Source organism: Flagellimonas chongwuensis (assembly GCF_013376415.1).
Taxonomy (GTDB): Bacteria; Bacteroidota; Bacteroidia; order Flavobacteriales; family Flavobacteriaceae; genus Flagellimonas; species Flagellimonas chongwuensis.
Window position 1 is genome coordinate 290,842 of sequence record NZ_WYET01000004.1, and the last position, 19,517, is coordinate 310,358.

A 19,517-nucleotide genomic window follows, 5' to 3' on the forward strand; every position below is an offset into this window, starting at 1 on the left:
AATATCAACTACTTGTTCATAGATAAATGGTGCTTTTCCAAGCCTGACTTCAACCATTTCTCATACGTTTCAACATCAACATATTGGACTGCTTCATTGAGAATTTCAAGATTCGGGGAAAGCAATACATAATAGGGTTGGGATGCTGCATTAAAGTTGATTGTTTGAAACGTCCCCCATTTTTGGCCAATCGTCTGGATGGATTTCACCCGTCCAGAGTCGTACTTAAAATCGAACTGCTCGGATTCAGGCAGCTCTTTTCTATCATCCACATAAAGTGAGATTAACACATAATCTTCTTTCAAAATGGGATAGATACTGGAGTCGCTCCATACATTTTCCTCCATTTTTCTGCAATTCACACAGGCCCAGCCTGTAAAATCAAGCAAAATGGGCTTGTTGACCTCTTGTGCATATGACACACCTTCTTCAAAATCCTTATAGCAATCCAATCCAAGCGGACAATCACTTTCTGTTTCCACTACGCTGTAAAAACTAGGGGGAGGGAAACCGCTTAATAATTTTAGATTACTGACATTAAAAAGTCCAAGAACCAAATAAACGGTAAAGGCAAAACTGAGGACACCTATTGCTTTTCTTGCCGAAGTCAGGTTCTTTTTGGGTCCATCATGTGGGAACCTAAAGATCCCGAACAGGTAAAGCGTCATCAAAACAAATAGCACTACCCAGATGCCCACAAAGATTTCTCGTTTAAAAATACCCCAATTTCCGACCAGATCTGCGTTGGACAGGAATTTGAAGGCCAAAGCCAGTTCCAAGAACCCAAGCACCACTTTTACGGTCGTCATCCATCCGCCAGATTTCGGCAATGAGTTCAACCAAGCCGGAAACATGGCGAACAAGGCGAATGGAAGCGCCAAAGCCAGACCAAAACCTACCATTCCGGAGGTTAGATTGGTAGCCACATTACCCTCTGCCAATGTTGTACTTCCTAAAAGCCCGCCCAAAATAGGGCCTGTGCAGGAAAATGATACGATTGCCAATGTCAAGGCCATAAAAAAGATGCCCAATCCCCCTCCTACTTTGGAAGAAGCTGAATCCATTTTATTGGCCCAAGAACTGGGCAATGTCAGTTCATAATAACCGAAGAATGAAAAGGCAAAGAATACAAAAATGATAAAGAAGAACACGTTCAACCAGATATTGGTCGCAATGGTGTTCAAAATTTGTGAGTCTACCGAATTGAACAAATGGAAGGGTAAACTCAACAAGAAATAAATCAAAACGATAAAGAAACCGTAGAGCAAGGCGTTTGCTATTCCCTTGGATTTATTTTGGGTCTGCTTGGTGAAAAAAGACACCGTCAACGGAATCATAGGAAAAACGCATGGTGTCAACAATGCTATCAAACCACCGATAAAACCTAATCCAAAAATCATCCATAGGTTAGATTTTCCTTCAGAATCCGTAACTCCATTTTGATTTAAAAGGTTTTTGTTCTTAAAATCTACCTTTAGTGATTTTCCCAAGGCAACACTGCGTTCGTCCAGATTTGCCTCTTCAGCCACAAACCCTGTTCCGTCCAAAGAAATTTGGAATAGTTCGTCAACAGGGATGCAAACCTCCTTGCAAATTTGGTAGAACAAGTTCACTGAAATCTGGTTGACTTCAGGGTTTAATAATTTGATTTTTTGAGTGAATATGGCCTCTTTCTTAAAGAAAGTCTCGTCCACCTCAAAAATATCGCTATATTCTTTTAGGGTCTCGCTCTCCTCTGTTTTACCAATGAGTTCGTAATCATCACCTGCTTTTTCAAAGGTAAACTCACTGGGCAAAGAACCGTTTTCATCCGTATACTGGGAATAGACATGCCAGCCGTCCATAATTTTGGCCTTGAACACCAATTCGTATTCGGTGTCGGACAGCTTATTTACCTCATGGCTCCAAACGGCAGGATTCTTGTCCGTTTGGGCAAATACACCCAGATTAAACACCAATAATCCTAAAAAGAGAAGCGATAATTTTATGTTAGCCATGTAATCTTTACTATTTTTCTGGTCGATTCCTCAACCTTGAATCGTTCATCGGCTCTTCTGCCCACAATCCAGACTATATCATTGCCGGAGCAGAGCAACCATTGCTTTTCCTTGGAAATCAGGTCCATCTTTTCATCCTTAAAAAATTTGGAGAGCTTTTTCTTGCCCTGCATTCCAAATGGATAAAAATAGTCGCCTTTTTCCCAGTTTCTTAACACCAACGGAAAGTTTAACTTTTCCTTATCCAAAAATACGACATTTTGTCCCTGTTTTTCAAAGGATTCCACCTCTTCTAACTGTATTTTAATGGGCAATTCACCTGAAGCTTTATTCAAATGAATGTAATACGTTCCTTTAATTTCAGGTGCGATTTCGGCAAGAATCAAATAATCTCTATCTTTAAGCAGTCGATGTGTATTGGAAAAAACCTGTTTGCCACTCTCTGCGGTCAATAAATCCTTAACGTCGTTCCATTCAATAAACCCATACCCATTCAATAATCCATACAAATAAGCATCCAAAGGCTGCAGTTTTTGCAGCTCGGAAATTTTGATTTCTATATCATCATTTCTTTGTTGAAACAATCTTGACTTCAACTCATTTAAATGGTTGTTTGCCAAATCATTGGTTTGACCCAAATGATGTTGTGTGTTGAGAAAATTTTGTAAAAAAGACGGAGACAATCCCTTTAAAATGGGAACAACGTTATGGCGTATTTTATTACGAAGGTATTTCGTACTCGCGTTACTGCTGTCCTCCCTCCATTGAATACTTTCTGACTTTGCATATTCCATAATCTCGTTCCTGGAAAAGGGCAACAACGGTCGAACAATATTCCCATTTACTTCAGGAATGCCTGAAAGTCCTTCTATTCCGGTTCCCCGGGAAAGGTTGATGAGAAAAGTCTCCAAACTGTCATCTGCATGGTGGGCAGTCAGTACATAATCGTACTCTATGGCCTGTAACAGTTCCTCAAACCATTTGTATCGTAGTTCACGAGCCGCCATTTGCACGGATAACCTTTGCTCCTTTGCATACTGCTCGGTATCAAACTGTTTTATAAAAATCCCGACCTCAAATGTAGAGGCCAACTCACGTACAAAATGCTCATCGTCATCACTTTCGCTGCCCCGCAAAGAAAAATTGCAATGGGCCAACGCAAAATCCAAATCCGAAGCGTCGCACAAATGTGCCAATACTACGCTATCAAGGCCACCACTGCATGCCAACAACAACTTTTTTCCCTGAAGAAAACAAAGAGAACTCGCAATGTGCTGTTTGAATTTTTGGACCATGATGCGAATTTACGAATAAACCTTAGTCTGTCTCTAAAACCATCCGCATAGCTTTGGCTTTCAACAGACATTCCTCATACTCCTTTCCTGGATCGGATTTAGCGGTAATGGCACTACCAACGGAAAAGGAAACATACCTTTTGCTTGCATTGTACAAAATACTGCGAATTACCACATTGAAATCAAAATCACCATTTGGTGAAAAATAACCTACGGCCCCGCTGTACAGACCTCGTTTGGTTTCCTCCAATTCCTCGATGATTTTCATCGCGGAAATTTTTGGGGCTCCGGTCATACTGCCCATAGGAAAGGTTTCCTTGATTAATCCCAAAGAATTTTTGTCCATTGCAACTTTTGAAACTATTGTGGAAATAAGTTGATGTACCTGCTTAAAGGTGTATAACTTACAAAGTTCATCTACGCTTACCGAACCCTTTATTGCACTCTTGGACAAATCATTACGGACCAAATCGGTAATCATAATATTTTCTGACCGCTCTTTTTCATCTTCGGACAGTTCTTGTTTGATTTTTTCATCTTCCCACTCATTGGAACCTCTCCTTGCAGTTCCTTTTATAGGTTGCGAAATTACCTTTTGCCCCTGCTTTTTTAAATACCGTTCTGGTGAGGCACACATCAGATAGTTATCATTGAAGCGTACAAAAGCGGCAAACGGTGGTTCCGATATGTCATTCAACTTTTGGTAGGTTTCCCATGGGTCTATGGTAGCATCTTCGGCATAAAACTCTTGACAAAAATTGGCTTCATAAATATCGCCACGGTGAATATGCTCCAAAAACCGATGGGCCTTATCAAAATACGCATCCTTGTGAATCCTCATTTTTATTTTGATAGGGTCTTGCGGTTCAGATGGGGTTGGTGCAGCAGTAAAACTGCTGATTTCTATATAATCCTCTTCAATTTCCTGAGACACTCCATTCAAGTAACTGAAATGGAGTTCATCATCCTTTATCTGGATAACTTTTACCGGTTGAAAAAACTGTACTTCCGGAAATTCGAGACCGTCAAAATTATTTGAGGACAAATCCTCCAGCTCGTTCTTTACATCATAGGAAAAGTAACCGAATAACCAATCTTTTTCATTTTCTAAATAAGTGCGGAGCTTTTTAGTGGTTTCAAATTTTTGAGATACGCCAACCGCTAAACAAGCTTCAAAACTGGAATATTGGTCCTGATGGGAATTGCTGTCCAGCCAAACGGCCGTATCAAATTGTTTGGACCACCAAAAAAGTGCCTCTTTACTTTGTAAAAGGGATTTTATCCTAAAAAAGCGATGCGTCCGCAATGGTTATGAGTTTAACGAATCCAAAAATGTACTCAGCGCCTGTTGGTGTTCCATTCGAAGGGTTTCATCCAAAATGCCCTCATCACCAAAATTTTCATAAAAGGATGGCAATGAAAAGCTTGCCGTTATTTCCGCACCAAATCTTGTCAACATGCCATCAATCACAGTAAAAGAACCTTTTGCACCACGCCTGCCGCCCGATGTGGACATCAAAAACACTTTGGTGCCTTCCAAAAAATTCCGGTCCATTCGGGATAGCCAATCCAGTACATTCTTAAAATATGCCGATGGGTTTCCGTTATGCTCGTTCACGGACAAAATTAATCCATCCGCACTGTTGATTTCCGCCTTCAACTTCATCAAGTCTTCTGAATAGCCTTCTGCTTTTTCCAAGTCTTCGCTAAACATGGGAAATGGCTTTTTGGCCAAGTTTATAAGTTGAATATCATGCTGTTGAACAAAGGAAGTGGTATATTTTACCAGTTTAAAATTGATAGAAGTGGAAGAATTGCTCCCCGCAAATGCCAAAATTGCAGCCATACAATGGAATTGTTGATTGTTTCGCTAAAATACCGTAATTGGAAGTTAGATGCGACTATTTTGCATATTTTTGGTGCGACCAACATCCAAAGTACCTGCTAAACAAGTATATAGGGTGAATCGATTCTAAAATGACGGTAAAGACAAACAGACTATTTTTTGTGGACGCCATGCGTGCATGGGCTATTTTGATGATGCTGCAAGGGCATTTTATAGATGGTCTGTTGGACCCCGTTTTTAGAGATACCAGCAACACAGCCTACGACATCTGGTTGTATTTTAGGGGAATTACGGCTCCCGTGTTCTTTACGGTTTCCGGTTTTATTTTCACCTACTTACTGATTCGCGTTCCGCAAAACGGCATAGAAAACCCAAGGATTTCCAAAGGAATCCGACGCGGTTTACAGCTATTACTCATTGGATATTTACTACGGATGAACCTTGGCGGGCTGTTCAAAGGCGAAATTTACGATTCGTTTTATTTAGTGGATGTGCTCCATTGTATTGGGCTATCTATTTTGGGCCTAATCGGCATCTATGTGCTGACTGCCAAAAAGAAAGCCTATGTTTTCCCGACTGTTCTTGTCCTCATCACTTTGGTGCTTTTCCTTTTTGAAAGAGTTTATAAAGATTGGTCCTATCCCTTTTTGCCCGACTTTTTGGCGAACTATTTGACGAAGGCCAACGGATCTGTATTTACCATAATCCCGTGGTTTGGCTACACGACGATTGGGGCATTTATATCCGTGCTCTTTACTAGGTTCAAAAATTATAGGTATTTGTATCCTGCAGCCATTTCCATTGCCTTGGCCGTTGGTTACCTTTTGATTTATCAATCGTCCAATTTCTTTGAGTTCGTTTACGAAAGTACCGGATTGAACTTTCTTGGACTGCTCCTTACCAATAACTACCTATTTATTCGACTGGGCAATGTTTTTGTTGTTTTTGCCGTATTTATGATACTCCGTCAGCTAATGACTAACAAAACGGTATTAAAAATCGGGGCAAGCACTTTATCCATCTACGTGATTCACTTTGTTATCCTTTACGGCAGTTTTACAGGGTTGGGGCTATATCGGTTCTTTAACCACTCGCTATCCCCTGCCATTGTGATTCCAGGAGCATTGGCATTTATGATTGTTTGTACTTGGTTGGCCCTTCAATACAACAAGTACGAATTGGGCATCAAAACACAAATTTCTTCAGGTCTTGCGTTCATCAAAACCCAGGCAATCGAACTTAAAGAATTATCCATACCAGTACTTCGTGAAGTTTTTATCCGTATTCGTCTTTTCCTAAGACGCGTTTTTCGAACCGTTCGGAGCTAAAAAAAGCATCCAATCCGCAGATTGAATGCTTTGCTATACATCATTTTGCTTTTCTATTTACACATGCAATGCCCTATCATCCGTAGCGGCTAATGCAGCTTCCTTAACGGCTTCGGCAAAGGTCGGGTGCGCATGGCTCATTCGGGAAATATCCTCTGCAGATGCCCTGAATTCCATCGCGGTAACGCCTTCGGCGATCAAATCGGCACAACGGGCGCCGATCATGTGGATACCCAATACCTCATCGGTGTTTTTGTCGGCCAAGATTTTCACAAAGCCATCCAAATCCATACTGGCTCGGGATCTTCCCAACGCTCTCATGGGGAACTGACCTGATTTGTATTCCACGCCTTCTTCCTTCAATTGCTCCTCCGTTTTGCCCACAGCGGCAACTTCCGGCCAAGTGTAAACAACACCCGGAATCAAATTATAATCGATGTGTGGTTTCTGACCTGCCAACAGTTCCGCCACCATGGTACCTTCTTCCTCAGCTTTGTGGGCCAACATGGCTCCTTTTACCACATCACCTATGGCGTAAATGTTGGATACATTGGTCTGTAGGTGTTCGTTCACCTCTACTCTGCCCCTATCATCCAATTTTACCCCGGCGGCTTCGGCTTTCAATCCATCGGTGTAAGGTTTCCGGCCAACGCTTACCAAGCAATAATCTCCTTTAATGGTGACCTCTTCTCCTTTTTTATCGTCGGCTTTTACGATGACCTCATCGCCTTTACGCTCTACGGACTTTACCTTATGGGAAAGGTTGAACTTCACCTTTTGCTTTTTCATCACTTTAGTAAGCTCTTTGGACAATGCTCCGTCCATTCCTGGAATAATTCGGTCCATGAACTCCACTACGGTAACATCGGCACCTAGTCTTTTATAAACTTGGCCCAATTCCAATCCGATTACACCACCTCCGATAACAATCAAGTGTTTTGGAATTTCCTTCAATTTTAAGGCTTCCGTGGACGTGATTACACGCTCCTTATCAATTTTTATAAATGGCAAAGATGATGGTTTGGAACCTGTGGCAATAATGGTATTTTTTGCTTCAATGGTCTCTTCGCCATTTTCTTTTGCAATGTTGATATGCGTGGCATCCTTAAAACTACCGATACCGTGGTATACATCTATTTTGTTCTTGTCCATCAAAAACTCGATGCCCTTGGTAGTCTGGTCCACAACGCCTTGCTTGCGGGCTATCATTTGCTCCAAGTTTACTTTTATTTCACCTGGAATATCGATACCGTGTTCCTCAAAGTGCTTTACGGCATCCTCATAGTGGTGTGATGAGTCCAAAAGCGCCTTAGATGGGATACAGCCTACGTTAAGGCAAGTTCCGCCAAGGGTGGCATACTTTTCTATAATTGCGGTTTTCATTCCCAATTGGGCACATCGAATGGCCGCCACATAGCCTCCTGGTCCAGAGCCGATAATGGCTACATCATATTGATTCATATTATAATAATTGTAAGGATAATTGCTAAAAAACTGTGTTTTTGTAAAAACAAGTGTAAAAATACGAATGTTTTTTGGGACAGTACCAAGGAATTATGTAGGATTGTCAGTGATATGAACAAAGGGGAAAGTGTGAAGGGTTAAAAGGATTATTGGATTGTTCGATTATTTGATTGTTGACTGTGTACTGCCTACTGATTATATTCTGAACTGGACCCTGAGCTGAGTCGAAGGGACATGGTGGTCGTTATTCCGTGAGTGCGAAGGTTAATGGGTTCTCGACTGCGCTCGAACTGACAATTGACAACTGTTAACTGCCTACTGATTATTGTATTCTGAACCGGGCCCTGAGCAGAGTCGAAGGGCAGTGATCAATATATATTGATAGAGATAATAGATTCTCGACTGCGCTCGAACTGACAATTGACAACTGTTTATTGTTAATTTTAGACTGATCTATCATTCCCAAAAACAAAAAGCACCGGAAACCAATTGGCTTCCGATGCTTTTACAAAAAAATAATTGATAAATTAAAGGCAATTAGGGTCAAAACCATCATCATTAATGGTCCATGAAAAATCGTCAACCAATACAGTTTTACCAGCGGAGGTACAATATGTCAAACCTGTTGCTCCCAAGGTAATGTTTAACGGAACTTGTGTTTCACCTTCATCCAATACGCTCCATCCCAGCAACGTATTTTCATAGTTAACAGTACTCATTCCGCTATTGGTCAACATCAATCCCATCTGTTCTACATTACTTATATCCCAGCTTCCAAGGTTTTGGTTAAAAGATAATGCTCCTCCAAACATACCTTCCATAGTGGTTACATTACTTGTATCCCAACCACTTATATCGTTGTTGAACAATTCTGCCTCATAAAACATTGCCAACATATCCGTTACATTTGAAGTATCCCATTCACTCAGGTCCCCATTGAACGAAGTCGCCACGGCAAACATATAGGACATGTTCGTAACGTTGCTAGTAATCCAATCGCTAATGTCGCCATTAAAGCTAGTAGCTTCTGCGAACATATGGGACAAATTGGTCACCTCGGAAAGGTCTGGCATATCGGTGGCATTGTAAACCATATTGGCACATGAGGCAAAGGCATAAGATAAATCTTGCCATACATTATTTCCCCATTGGTCCATACTGGATAGCTTTAAAGCATTCTGGTTCTCCGGCCCAACTACGAACCAAGGCATTTCCCCATATATGGCTACAGAATAAGCTCCTGCACTACTGTACGTATGGATTACCTCTCCATTTGCTGGAAACGCATCTGCTGTATTAATAGTCTCAACGGTACCATCGCCCCAGTTTACAACAAAATTATAGGCGTAATCATCTGATAAGTAAAAGCTTACATCTTCCTCATCATTCTCTGTTTTCCAAGTGGTCACAAAAGCAGCTTTATCTTTGGGGTCGGCTTCTGCAACATCCTCAACGGTTATGGTAATGGTGGCATCCACGGTATCCTCGCCATTGGTAACGCTTACGGTAATAATGTGTGAGGTCGCTGTTTCAAAATCCAGCAGTTTGCCTTGGGCCAAAGTAAGCATTCCCGTATTGGAGATGGCAAACAGTTCGCTGTCTGTAATGCTAAAGGTCAAGGTGTTGCCACCTGCTCCCGTTATCGTTACTTGGCCTATCTCATCGGAATCGGTAAAATCCTCGGAGGCCGTAAATTCTTGGTCGGCCATTTCCAAGGTTTCCGTATTTACCGTAAAGGTATCGGTGCTGGTAGCGGTTTCATCATCGACGGTCACGGTAATCTTGGAAGTGATAGCTCCTGCCGGTACATGTACCACAATTTTGGTGGGCGTAGCGTTGCTGACATTGGCAGCTACCGTACCGAACATTACCTCGTTGTCCGCGGCAGTGACGGAGAAGTTGGTTCCCGTAATCGTGACTTCGGTGTCCACTGTACCCGATTTAGGTGTAAAATCGGTTATCGTTGGTTTACTGGATGGTGGTGGCGCACCTGGACTATCATCCTTTGCACAGGACGATATTATGGCCATAATTGCTAAGGTAAAAAGCAGTTTTTTCATAATAATTTCTTTTTTAAGGTTTAAAATTCACGGCAAATTCGGGAGTTTCAACAAGGTTTTGGGCCACCAATTGACGTATGCCCCTTTTGAGTTGACGGATGATGGGTTTGGATTGATGGAGGGTTAAGGGTTAAGGGTTAAGAGTTAAGGGTTAAGGGTTAAGGGTTAAGAGTTAAGAGTTATGAGTTAAGGGTTATGGGTTAAGAGTTATGAGTTAAGGGTTATGGGTTAAGAGTTATGAGTTAAGGGTTATGGGTTAAGAGTTATGAGTTAAGGGTTAAGGGTTAAGGGTTAAGGGTTAAGGGTTAAGGGAAAATAATAGTTGGATTATTAGATGGCTAGAAAGTTCGATTATCGGCCACTATTAATTGTTAACTGCCTACTGCATGCTGATTGTTATATTCTGAACTGGGACCCTGAGCGGAGTCGAAGGGAGATTCTTGTTGGATTGTTGGATGGTTCGATGGTTGGTCTTTAGGACAGCGTTCTCGACTGCGCTCGAACTGACAAGTCATAATTATTGACTGCCTGCTGCCAGACTCCCAGCTTACACTTTTATATCTTTTGTCTTGGTTCTTGAATCTTACATCTGATTTCTAAACTACTGACATCTGGTAATTGTAAACCGCCCTCTGCTGACTGACCTCTAAACCTAAATATGCACATTTGGACTATTCTTCACCTCCTTGATCACAAAAGAGCTTTGGGTATTGCCGATATTCGCAATTGCCGTTAGTTTGGTGAGCATAAATTCGCGATAGCTCTTCATATCCTTCACGAAAATCTTTAAAATATAATCGTAATCCCCGCCCACATGGAAACATTCTGATACTTCTTTAAGTTGTAGCACCTCCCGCTCAAATTTGATAACATTCTCCTTGGTGTGCTGTACCAAACGTATTTGGCAAAGCACCATAAAATCACGGCCCACCTTCAGCTTGTCCACCAAGGCGGTGTACTGCGTGATCACCCCGTTGCGTTCCAAACGGCGGATGCGCTCGTAAACGGCAGTCTTGGACAAATGCAGAGCATCCGCATATTGTTTGGTGGTTTTTTTGCTGTCGTTTTGCAGCAATCTGATCAACTCAATATCCACATTATCCAGTTTCATACCGACGATTTTTCTAATGGCAATCGCTAAAATCCAATTTTACGGAATAATTTCCTAATTATTTCATCAAAACAGTCAAATCATCATCATTTACCATAAACCATTGATTTTAGGTCTATATATTTTTAATTTTACTAAAAATCAGCTCATTATGGACTACAAAGCATCGGAACACATTCAAGACCTTCAATATTTTGGTGAATTCGGAGGTGTAAATCCCTCCATATCAGATTCTTCAACCTATACATTTCTATCAGCAAAAACCATGTTCGATACATTTGAAGGGAACACGGAAGGCTGCTATTTGTACAGTCGTCACTCCTCCCCTTCCAACCTATATTTGGGCGAAGCCATGGCGCAATTGGAAGGAACTGAATCGGCCAATGTGTATGCCAGCGGAATGGGAGCCATTACCGCGGTAATCCTTCAATTATGTGATGCAGGTGACCACATCGTTTGTAGCCGAACCATTTATGGTGGAACCTACGCTTTCCTAAAGAATTTTGTAAAGAAGTTCAATATGGATGTCTCTTTTGTGGACATTACCGACTTGGAAACCGTAGCGAACTCCATCACACCAAAAACCAAGATGATTTATTGCGAGGCGGTAAGCAATCCATTGTTGGAAATTGCCGATATTCCATCGTTGTCCAAAATCGCCAAGAAAAATGATATGCCCTTGGTGGTGGACAATACATTTTCGCCGCTTACCATCAACGCAGCAAAGCTGGGGGCCGATATTGTGGTGCACAGCCTTACCAAATTCATCAATGGCACCAGTGATTGTGTTGCGGGCGCTGTTTGTGCCTCCACCGATTTCTGTTTGAGCTTGAAAGATGTAAACAACGGAGCGGGAATGCTCTTGGGAAGCACGTTGGATAGCTTACGTGCCGCTTCCATTTTGAAGAATATGCGAACGCTGCACATCCGCATCAAAAAACATAGTGAAAACGCCCATTATCTCGCCGAAAAGTTTGAAAAAGATGGTCTAAAAGTGGTGTATCCCGGCTTGGAAAGTCATTCCGGGCATCGTTTGATGAAATCCCAAATGAACCACGAGTATGGCTTTGGAGGCATGTTAACACTCGATGTTGGTTCCGTGGAACGTGCCAACGCATTGATGGAACTGATGCAGACCGAAAAATTGGGGTATCTGGCCGTGAGTTTGGGCTTTTACAAAACCCTGTTCAGCGCTTCGGGAACATCCACATCTTCCGAAATACCCGAAGAAGAGCAAAAAGAATTGGGTCTATCCCAAGGACTTATCCGTTTTTCCATTGGTCTGGACAACGATATCCAGAAAACCTACACCACAATGCGAAGCTGTATGGAAAAACTGGATATTCTATCGCCGGATACCAGTTTGACCTAATTCGTAAATAAGAGGGAGTTTGCACAACAAGGTGCAAAATCGTAATATTACCTCTTAACAAACTCAGACCAAATGCCGAACACAGAGGAGAATCCAAAATTCAGGGAAGACGAACATATCGTAGAAAACAAGGAATTAAGTATTTGGGAAGCATTGATACCCGTTTTTGCCCTTGTTGCCATGCTGGCCTACAATGTTTTTGTGTTTGGTGATGACGCCCTGAGCGGTTCCAACCAGTTTATACTCTTGATGGGCGGCGCCGTTGCAGCCATAGTTGGTTTTTTCAACAAGGTATCCTATGACCAAATGATTGATGAGGTCGCCGAGAATGTTCGGTCAACCACAGGTGCCTTGCTTATCCTTTTAATGGTAGGTGCGTTGTCCGGGACTTGGCTTGTAAGCGGAATTATTCCCGCGATGATCTATTACGGACTTCAAATTTTGAATCCCACCATATTTTTGGCCGCTTGTGTGGTTATCTGTGCCATTATTTCAATTGCCACAGGAAGTAGCTGGACAACAGCGGCGACCGTAGGTATTGCCTTGATTGGTATAGGTGAGGCCTTGGGTATATCGTTGGGAATGACGGCCGGAGCCGTGCTTTCCGGTGCTTACTTCGGGGATAAAATGTCCCCCTTGAGCGATACCACCAACCTGGCACCTGCCATGGCCGGAGGGGATTTGTTCTCCCACATTCGATACATGACCCTCACCACGGTGCCTACTATAGTGGTAACCTTGATTGTGTTTATCATTCTTGGTTTTACAATTGATACATCCGGAGTAGCTGACACAAGTTCACTACTCACCAATATCGGATCTACATTTAATATTAATGGCTGGCTGTTTATCGTGCCCTTAGTCGTTATCGGATTAATCCTTAAAAAGGCCCCTCCGTTGATGGCCCTTTTGGTCGGGACATTATTGGGCGGTGTGTTTGCACTAATTTTTCAACCTGACATTGTTGCCAATATAGGTGGAGGCACCGCATTGAATTTTGAAACGGGCTACAAAGGAATTATGAATGCCATCACGGTTGATACTGAAATTGCCACCAATGATCCAGCCTTGAACGATTTGTTCTCTTCTGGTGGCATGTCCGGTATGCTCGGCACCATTTGGTTGATAGTCTGCGCCATGGTATTTGGTGGAATTATGGATGGTATCGGGGCTTTGGAGCGAATCACGGAATCCCTTCTAAAATTGGCCAAGACCACTTTTGGACTGTTCGCAAGCACCGTGGGAAGCTGTTTGGCGTTGAACGTGACCGCATCTGACCAATATTTGGCCATTGTAGTGCCCGGTAAAATGTTCTCCAAAGCTTATAAAGAGCGTGGTCTTGCACCCGAAAACTTGAGCCGCTCCTTGGAAGATTCCGGTACAGTCACCTCCGTTCTTGTACCTTGGAACACCTGTGGCGCCTATCACAGCAGTGTTTTGGGCGTTGGTGTCGGTGAGTACTTCCTGTATGCAATTTTCAATTGGTTGAGCCCGATAATGACGTTGCTTTTTGCCGCTTTCCGAATCAAGATCAAGCAACTTACCACCACGGCCGCTGAATAAATTTTATTTCAACTTTTTCAATACATCGACTTCTTTGAGAAGTCATCAAAAATTGATGTGCAATTTTGCCACAACCTCAATATTGATGATGCTTTTTTATGGCATAGTCACGCCTTATCCAACCATAAGAAATACTAATTTTTAAGCTGGTAAAAGCCGTAAAACCACCCTATTTTTGCTACTCGAAAATTTAAAAAACATCCAATAAATGACTTTAGTAGGAAGAAAATTTCCAAACATTGAAGTAAACGCCATCGACGAATTGGGCGACACATTCAAAATCAACATTTTAGAGAAAGCCAAAGCAGAAAACAAGAAAGTCTTGTTATTCTGGTATCCAAAAGATTTCACTTTTGTTTGTCCGACCGAGCTTTTTGCCTTTCAACAAAACCTAAGTGAGTTTGAAAAAAGGAATACCATTGTTATCGGAGCTTCTTGTGATACTGCCGAAGTACATTTTGCATGGTTGAACACCGAAAAGGACAACGGAGGTATCGAAGGTGTAACCTACCCTATCGTTTCTGACAGCAATAGAAACTTGGCTTCTGCCTTGGGAATCTTGGACATCATGAAAGAAGACTATAACGAAGAGACAAACTCTGTTGTGGTGGAAGGTGACAACGTGACCTACAGAGCCACTTATTTGATTGATGAAGAAGGAACTGTATTCCACGAAAGCATAAACCACATGCCACTGGGAAGAAACGTGAAAGAATTTTTGCGTTTGGTAGATGCCTACACCCATGTTCAGGAAAAAGGTGAAGTTTGTCCAGCTAACTGGGAAGAAGGAAAACAAGCCATGAACGCAGACAGAGCTGGTGTTTCCGATTATTTGGCCAACCACGTAAACTAAGGACGCTATGGTTGTAGAACTGGACAAAGACAATTTAAGCGAAGTCATTGCCAACAATGACAACGTAGTGGTGCAGTACAGCGCATCTTGGTGCGGCAACTGTAGGATTATGAAGCCAAAGTTCAAAAAGGAAGCCTCTTTGAACGAGAACATAAAATTTGTAATGGTCGATGCCGAAAAATTCCCGGAATCCAGAAAACTGGCCAACGTGGACAATTTGCCCACCTTCGCCGCTTTTTCCAAAGGATCTTTGAAGAATCAGGTGCAGACCAATAAGTATGATGTTTTAAAAGACTTGATCAATGAAGTTGCCCATAATTAAGCAGTTGGTCAATTTTGCCGAGGAGCACGACGAGGATTACCTTCAGGAAACTGCGGATACCCTCGAAAGTGTTTGCGAAGTTTCCAGTTTAAAAGATGACGAACTGGATATGATCGGGGAATTGATCTCCAATATTTACGGAGCCCTGGAAGTATCCAACGAAATCAAGAACGGAACCCCTAAAAAGGAAGCCCTCAATGGTTTTATGTCGAGGGTGCTTGGCTCTATAGACAAGTAACGGACATTGTCACAAACATTATCATAAGAACCTTCCCGGAACAGACTTCGGGAAGGTTTTTTTAGTATTTTTGGTTCCGAATCAAAAATACTACTATGGCAACTGTAACACTTAAAGGAAATGAAATTCACACACTTGGCAACCTTCCAGAAAATGGTTCCCAAGCCCCAAGCTTTACTTTAGTAAAAACCGACCTTTCGTCCGCTAGCCTATCCGACTACAAAGGCAAAAAGGTTGTTCTCAACATATTCCCAAGTATAGATACCGGTACATGTGCGCAATCTGTGCGCCAGTTCAACCAAGAAGCTGCTGAGTTGAAAAACACTGCAATATTGTGCATCTCCAAGGATTTGCCTTTTGCTCAAGCACGTTTTTGTGGTGCCGAGGGCATTGATAAAGTTGAGACCCTCTCCGACTTTAGGGATGGCAGCTTCGGGAAATCCTACCATGTGGAATTCACCGATGGTCCATTACAAGGGCTGTTATCTCGCTCCGTTGTAGTGGTCAATGAAAATGGTGAGGTAATTTACTCCGAACAAGTATCGGAAACTGCGGACGAGCCCAATTATAAAGCCGCCCTCGAAGCGTTGATGGATGCCTAAAGAATCTTTTTTACGGAACAGGATCAAAAGTGTTGGCTTTGCCCTAAAGGGCATGTTTCTGTTGTTACGGACAGAACCCAGCATCAAGATCCAGTTCTTTATCGCATTGATCGTTACGGCTTTCGGCTTCTACTTTGAAATCTCTTCCACCGAATGGATAGTTCAGGTTTTGGCAATAGGGATAGTGATGGGCATAGAAGGTGTAAACACGGCTATTGAAAAAATCTGCGACTATATCCAGCCCAATTTGGACCCTAAAATTGGTTTTATAAAAGATATTTCCGCAGGGGCCGTTATGATAGTATCGGTATTGGCAAGTATTGTTGGTCTGATCATTTATGTGCCCAAGATTTTTTAGTAAAATCCAAGACCGAGAGTAGCAACGTAAATTTGTAACTTAGCCCCGCTTAAAAACGATTGATGGCCAAAAAAAGAACAAAATCAAGATCAAAAAAAACTACCACAACTGCCAAAAAGAAGGTCTCTTTTAAGCCTTCCAAGCAGAACAAGATTATTTTCGGTAGTCTTTTGATAGTTCTCAGCATAGCACTTTTCTTCTCCTTCATGTCATTCTATTTTACATGGCAAGAAGATCAGAGCATGTTGTCCCAATTTGCGGACCGCAATGTCGAAGCCAGTAATCTGCTCAATAAATTTGGTGCCAACGTAAGCCATTTTTTCATGTACCGGGGATTTGGCCTTGCCTCTTTTGTATTCCCATTTTTATTGGCCGTTACCGGACTTTACTTATTCCTAGGCCTAGATGGAAAGAGATTGATTTTCAAGTGGATTTGGGGGTTGGTCGGAGTCATCTGGGGATCCATTGCACTTGGCTTTTTTGCGGCCGATTATCCTCTTTTAGGCGGATTGATAGGTTATGAGATGAACGATTTTCTTCAAGATTACACTGGTAAAATTGGTGTGTTCTTGATTCTGATATTTGTTTTGATGGTAATCTTGGTGCGATTGTTTAATTTTACCCCCGAAGGATTCGCCAACTTCTTCAAACGACAAAAACAAAAGATAAAATCAGATTTTAAGGAAGAACCAACTGTCCACACCAAGGATGCCCCAGTTCAAGAAGATGACGAAGATGGTCTGATATTGACCACAGAAGATACGGTTCCCGAAAAAGTGGACACCTATACCCACAAAAAAGATATTCCACCTCTGGATGAAGCTGGACTCGACGTTAATATTCCCGAAGAAGAGGAGTCCGATATCGACCTAAAAGTTGAGGAAACGCCCGTTGAAGAAGAAGAAACCGATATAAAGGCAGCCAAGCTCGTAGAGGATTTTGGAGAGTTCGACCCCAAACTGGAATTGGGCAACTACAAATTCCCTACTATGGACCTATTGGAAGCGCACGGCGCTTCGGGCGGGATTACCATCAATCAAGAGGAGCTTGAGGAAAATAAGAACCGAATCGTTAGCACCCTCAAAAACTATAAGATCGGGATTGCCCAGATCAAGGCGACCATAGGGCCAACCGTTACGCTTTACGAAATTGTTCCAGAAGCCGGAATCCGTATCTCCAAGATTAAAAACTTAGAGGACGACATTGCTTTGTCGCTTGCCGCACTGGGAATCCGTATCATCGCACCGATTCCCGGAAAAGGAACTGTTGGTATCGAGGTACCCAACAAGAACGCGACCATAGTTTCCATGCGTTCGGTAATTGCTTCCAATAAATTCCAAAAAGCGGAAATGGAACTGCCCATCGCTTTTGGAAAGACCATTAGCAACGAAACTTTTGTGGTGGACTTGGCAAAAATGCCCCACCTGCTTATGGCAGGTGCCACCGGTCAGGGTAAATCAGTTGGTCTTAATGCAGTAATTACCTCCCTACTCTACAAAAAGCACCCTGCCGAGGTGAAATTTATTTTTGTAGACCCTAAAAAGGTGGAATTGACCCTCTACAACAAAATTGAACGTCATTTCTTGGCAAAATTACCAGATTCGGATGAGGCTATCATAACAGACAACACTAAAGTAATCAATACTTTGAACTCACTCTGTATCGAGATGGATAACCGTTATGAACTACTCAAAACGGCGATGGTTCGTAATATCAAAGAATACAATGCCAAGTTCAAGGCCAGAAAACTGAACCCGAACGACGGTCATAAATTCTTGCCATACATCGTGTTGGTAATCGATGAGTTTGCCGATTTGATCATGACAGCTGGTAAAGAAGTGGAAACACCCATTGCCAGATTGGCACAATTGGCACGTGCCATTGGCATACACTTGATCATAGCCACGCAAAGACCGTCGGTGAATGTAATTACAGGTATCATAAAAGCCAACTTCCCTGCACGGATTGCTTTTAGGGTAACTTCAAAAATCGACTCCAGAACCATTTTAGATGCCCAAGGGGCCGACCAGCTCATTGGTCGAGGAGACATGCTTTATACTCAAGGAAACGATGTCACCCGATTGCAATGTGCCTTTGTTGACACCCCTGAAGTTTCTAAAATTACCGACTACATTGGGTCACAACGTGCCTACCCTGAAGCCCATTTACTGCCAGAATATGTAGGAGAAGAATCTGGCACAAGTCTTGATAATGATATCGAGGACAGGGATGCAATGTTCCGGGAAGCTGCCGAGGTTATCGTGACCGCACAGCAAGGTTCCGCCTCTCTGATCCAACGTAAGTTAAAATTGGGGTACAATCGTGCCGGTAGAATAATAGATCAGTTGGAAGCTGCCGGAATCGTGGGGCCGTTTGAGGGCAGTAAAGCCCGACAGGTTTTGGTGCCTGATATGTACGCCTTAGATCAGTTATTAGAAAATGAAGCAAAATAAGACCATGATCAAGAAAAGTATTCTTTTAATAGCATTGTTTGCCGTTGGATTATCTTCCTACGGGCAAAACTCAGGAAAGGCCAAAGCGCTTTTGGACGAGGTGTACAATAAAGTGCAGAGCTACGACAATATTTATATAGATTTCCAGTCCACCCTTGAGAATACAGAAGCAAACCTAAAACAGGAAACCAACGGGAACGTAACCTTGGATGGAGAAAAATATCTGTTGAACTATTTCGGTGCAAAACAATTGTACGACGGCAAAAAAGTATATACCGTAGTTCCCGAAAACGAAGAGGTTACCATTGAAGATATTAATGAGGACAACGACAACGTAAGTCCATCCAAAATGCTGACCTTCTACAAAACGGGTCACAATTACGAATGGGACATTCTTCAAAATGTGGGCGGTAGAAAAATTCAATATGTGAAATTGATCCCTATTGATTCCAATACGGAAATCAAATCCGTTTTATTGGGTATCGATACACAAACAAAACACATCTACAAGCTGATCCAAACAGGAAGCAATGGCACCAAAACCACAATTACCGTTAATTCTTTCAAAACCAATCAGCCCATATCGAGTACTCTCTTTACCTTTGACGAGAAAAAGTACGAGGACAAAGGGTACTATATCATAAGAAACTAGGCA

Annotated in this window: 17 protein-coding genes; 10 read left to right on the plus strand and 7 right to left on the minus strand. The window is 42.3% G+C overall.

Annotation, left to right across the window (positions count from 1 at the left end; all coding sequences use genetic code 11):
* Nucleotides 1–8 precede the first annotated feature (8 nt).
* Genes GUA46_RS08395 through GUA46_RS08410 form a run of 4 tightly spaced genes read right to left on the minus strand, consistent with a single transcriptional unit; the run spans nt 9 to nt 5,138 of the window.
* Nucleotides 9–1,997: a protein-disulfide reductase DsbD family protein gene (locus GUA46_RS08395; protein ID WP_218109531.1), complete on the minus strand. Its 1,989-nt coding sequence runs from the start codon at nt 1,995–1,997 to the stop codon at nt 9–11.
* Complete coding sequence (gene tilS / locus GUA46_RS08400) at nt 1,985–3,292, minus strand: tRNA lysidine(34) synthetase TilS (protein ID WP_176620116.1); 1,308 nt, start codon at nt 3,290–3,292, stop codon at nt 1,985–1,987. Before tilS ends, GUA46_RS08395 begins: the two co-directional genes overlap by 13 nt.
* Before the next feature lie 22 nt (nt 3,293–3,314).
* Nucleotides 3,315–4,598, minus strand: coding sequence for a chorismate-binding protein (locus tag GUA46_RS08405; RefSeq protein ID WP_176620117.1), 1,284 nt, complete (start codon nt 4,596–4,598; stop codon nt 3,315–3,317).
* 3 nt (nt 4,599–4,601) lie between these two features.
* Nucleotides 4,602–5,138 (minus strand): NADPH-dependent FMN reductase, encoded by a 537-nt coding sequence (locus tag GUA46_RS08410; protein ID WP_176620118.1) that lies wholly within the window; start codon nt 5,136–5,138, stop codon nt 4,602–4,604.
* 131 nt (nt 5,139–5,269) lie between these two features.
* Here GUA46_RS08410 and GUA46_RS08415 point away from each other — a divergent pair, with 131 nt between their 5' ends.
* The gene (locus GUA46_RS08415) at nt 5,270–6,466 is read left to right on the plus strand and encodes a heparan-alpha-glucosaminide N-acetyltransferase domain-containing protein (RefSeq protein WP_176620119.1); all 1,197 of its coding nucleotides are present in this window, start codon (nt 5,270–5,272) and stop codon (nt 6,464–6,466) included.
* Between the two features lie 57 nt (nt 6,467–6,523).
* On the opposite strand, the gene lpdA is transcribed toward GUA46_RS08415, so the two are convergent.
* The 3 genes from lpdA to GUA46_RS08430 form a co-directional block, all read right to left on the minus strand.
* On the minus strand, nt 6,524–7,927 hold the full coding sequence (gene lpdA, locus GUA46_RS08420) for a dihydrolipoyl dehydrogenase (protein WP_176620120.1): 1,404 nt from the start codon (nt 7,925–7,927) through the stop codon (nt 6,524–6,526).
* A gap of 530 nt (nt 7,928–8,457) precedes the next feature.
* Nucleotides 8,458–9,990 carry a BspA family leucine-rich repeat surface protein gene (locus tag GUA46_RS08425; RefSeq protein WP_176620121.1) on the minus strand — a complete coding sequence of 511 codons (1,533 nt, stop codon included), beginning with the start codon at nt 9,988–9,990 and terminating at the stop codon, nt 8,458–8,460.
* A 652-nt stretch (nt 9,991–10,642) separates the two neighbouring features.
* Nucleotides 10,643–11,101, minus strand: coding sequence for an Lrp/AsnC family transcriptional regulator (locus GUA46_RS08430; protein WP_176620122.1), 459 nt, complete (start codon nt 11,099–11,101; stop codon nt 10,643–10,645).
* Between the two features lie 151 nt (nt 11,102–11,252).
* On the opposite strand from GUA46_RS08430, the gene GUA46_RS08435 reads away from it, so the two are divergent.
* The 9 genes from GUA46_RS08435 (at nt 11,253) to lolA1 (ending at nt 19,514) form a co-directional block, all read left to right on the plus strand.
* Nucleotides 11,253–12,473, plus strand: coding sequence for an aminotransferase class I/II-fold pyridoxal phosphate-dependent enzyme (locus GUA46_RS08435; RefSeq protein ID WP_176620123.1), 1,221 nt, complete (start codon nt 11,253–11,255; stop codon nt 12,471–12,473).
* A 72-nt stretch (nt 12,474–12,545) separates the two neighbouring features.
* Nucleotides 12,546–14,036 (plus strand): Na+/H+ antiporter NhaC, encoded by a 1,491-nt coding sequence (gene nhaC, locus GUA46_RS08440; RefSeq protein WP_176620124.1) that lies wholly within the window; start codon nt 12,546–12,548, stop codon nt 14,034–14,036.
* Nucleotides 14,037–14,244: 208 nt separating this feature from the next.
* Entirely contained in the window at nt 14,245–14,889 is a 645-nt protein-coding gene (locus tag GUA46_RS08445; RefSeq protein ID WP_108247238.1) for a peroxiredoxin, read from the plus strand.
* 7 nt (nt 14,890–14,896) lie between these two features.
* Nucleotides 14,897–15,211 carry a thioredoxin family protein gene (locus tag GUA46_RS08450; protein ID WP_176620125.1) on the plus strand — a complete coding sequence of 105 codons (315 nt, stop codon included), beginning with the start codon at nt 14,897–14,899 and terminating at the stop codon, nt 15,209–15,211.
* Nucleotides 15,192–15,449 carry a DUF6952 family protein gene (locus tag GUA46_RS08455; protein WP_108247236.1) on the plus strand — a complete coding sequence of 86 codons (258 nt, stop codon included), beginning with the start codon at nt 15,192–15,194 and terminating at the stop codon, nt 15,447–15,449. Before GUA46_RS08450 ends, GUA46_RS08455 begins: the two co-directional genes overlap by 20 nt.
* A 95-nt stretch (nt 15,450–15,544) precedes the next feature.
* The gene (tpx, locus tag GUA46_RS08460; RefSeq protein ID WP_108247235.1) at nt 15,545–16,051 is read left to right on the plus strand and encodes a thiol peroxidase; all 507 of its coding nucleotides are present in this window, start codon (nt 15,545–15,547) and stop codon (nt 16,049–16,051) included.
* A complete protein-coding gene (locus GUA46_RS08465) occupies nt 16,044–16,409 on the plus strand; it encodes a diacylglycerol kinase family protein (protein WP_108247234.1) in 366 nt (121 codons plus the stop codon). Before tpx ends, GUA46_RS08465 begins: the two co-directional genes overlap by 8 nt.
* Before the next feature lie 62 nt (nt 16,410–16,471).
* A complete protein-coding gene (locus tag GUA46_RS08470; RefSeq protein ID WP_176620126.1) occupies nt 16,472–18,862 on the plus strand; it encodes a DNA translocase FtsK in 2,391 nt (796 codons plus the stop codon).
* A 4-nt stretch (nt 18,863–18,866) separates the two neighbouring features.
* A complete protein-coding gene (lolA1, locus tag GUA46_RS08475; RefSeq protein WP_176620725.1) occupies nt 18,867–19,514 on the plus strand; it encodes an outer membrane lipoprotein periplasmic chaperone LolA1 in 648 nt (215 codons plus the stop codon).
* Nucleotides 19,515–19,517: the final 3 nt, after the last annotated feature.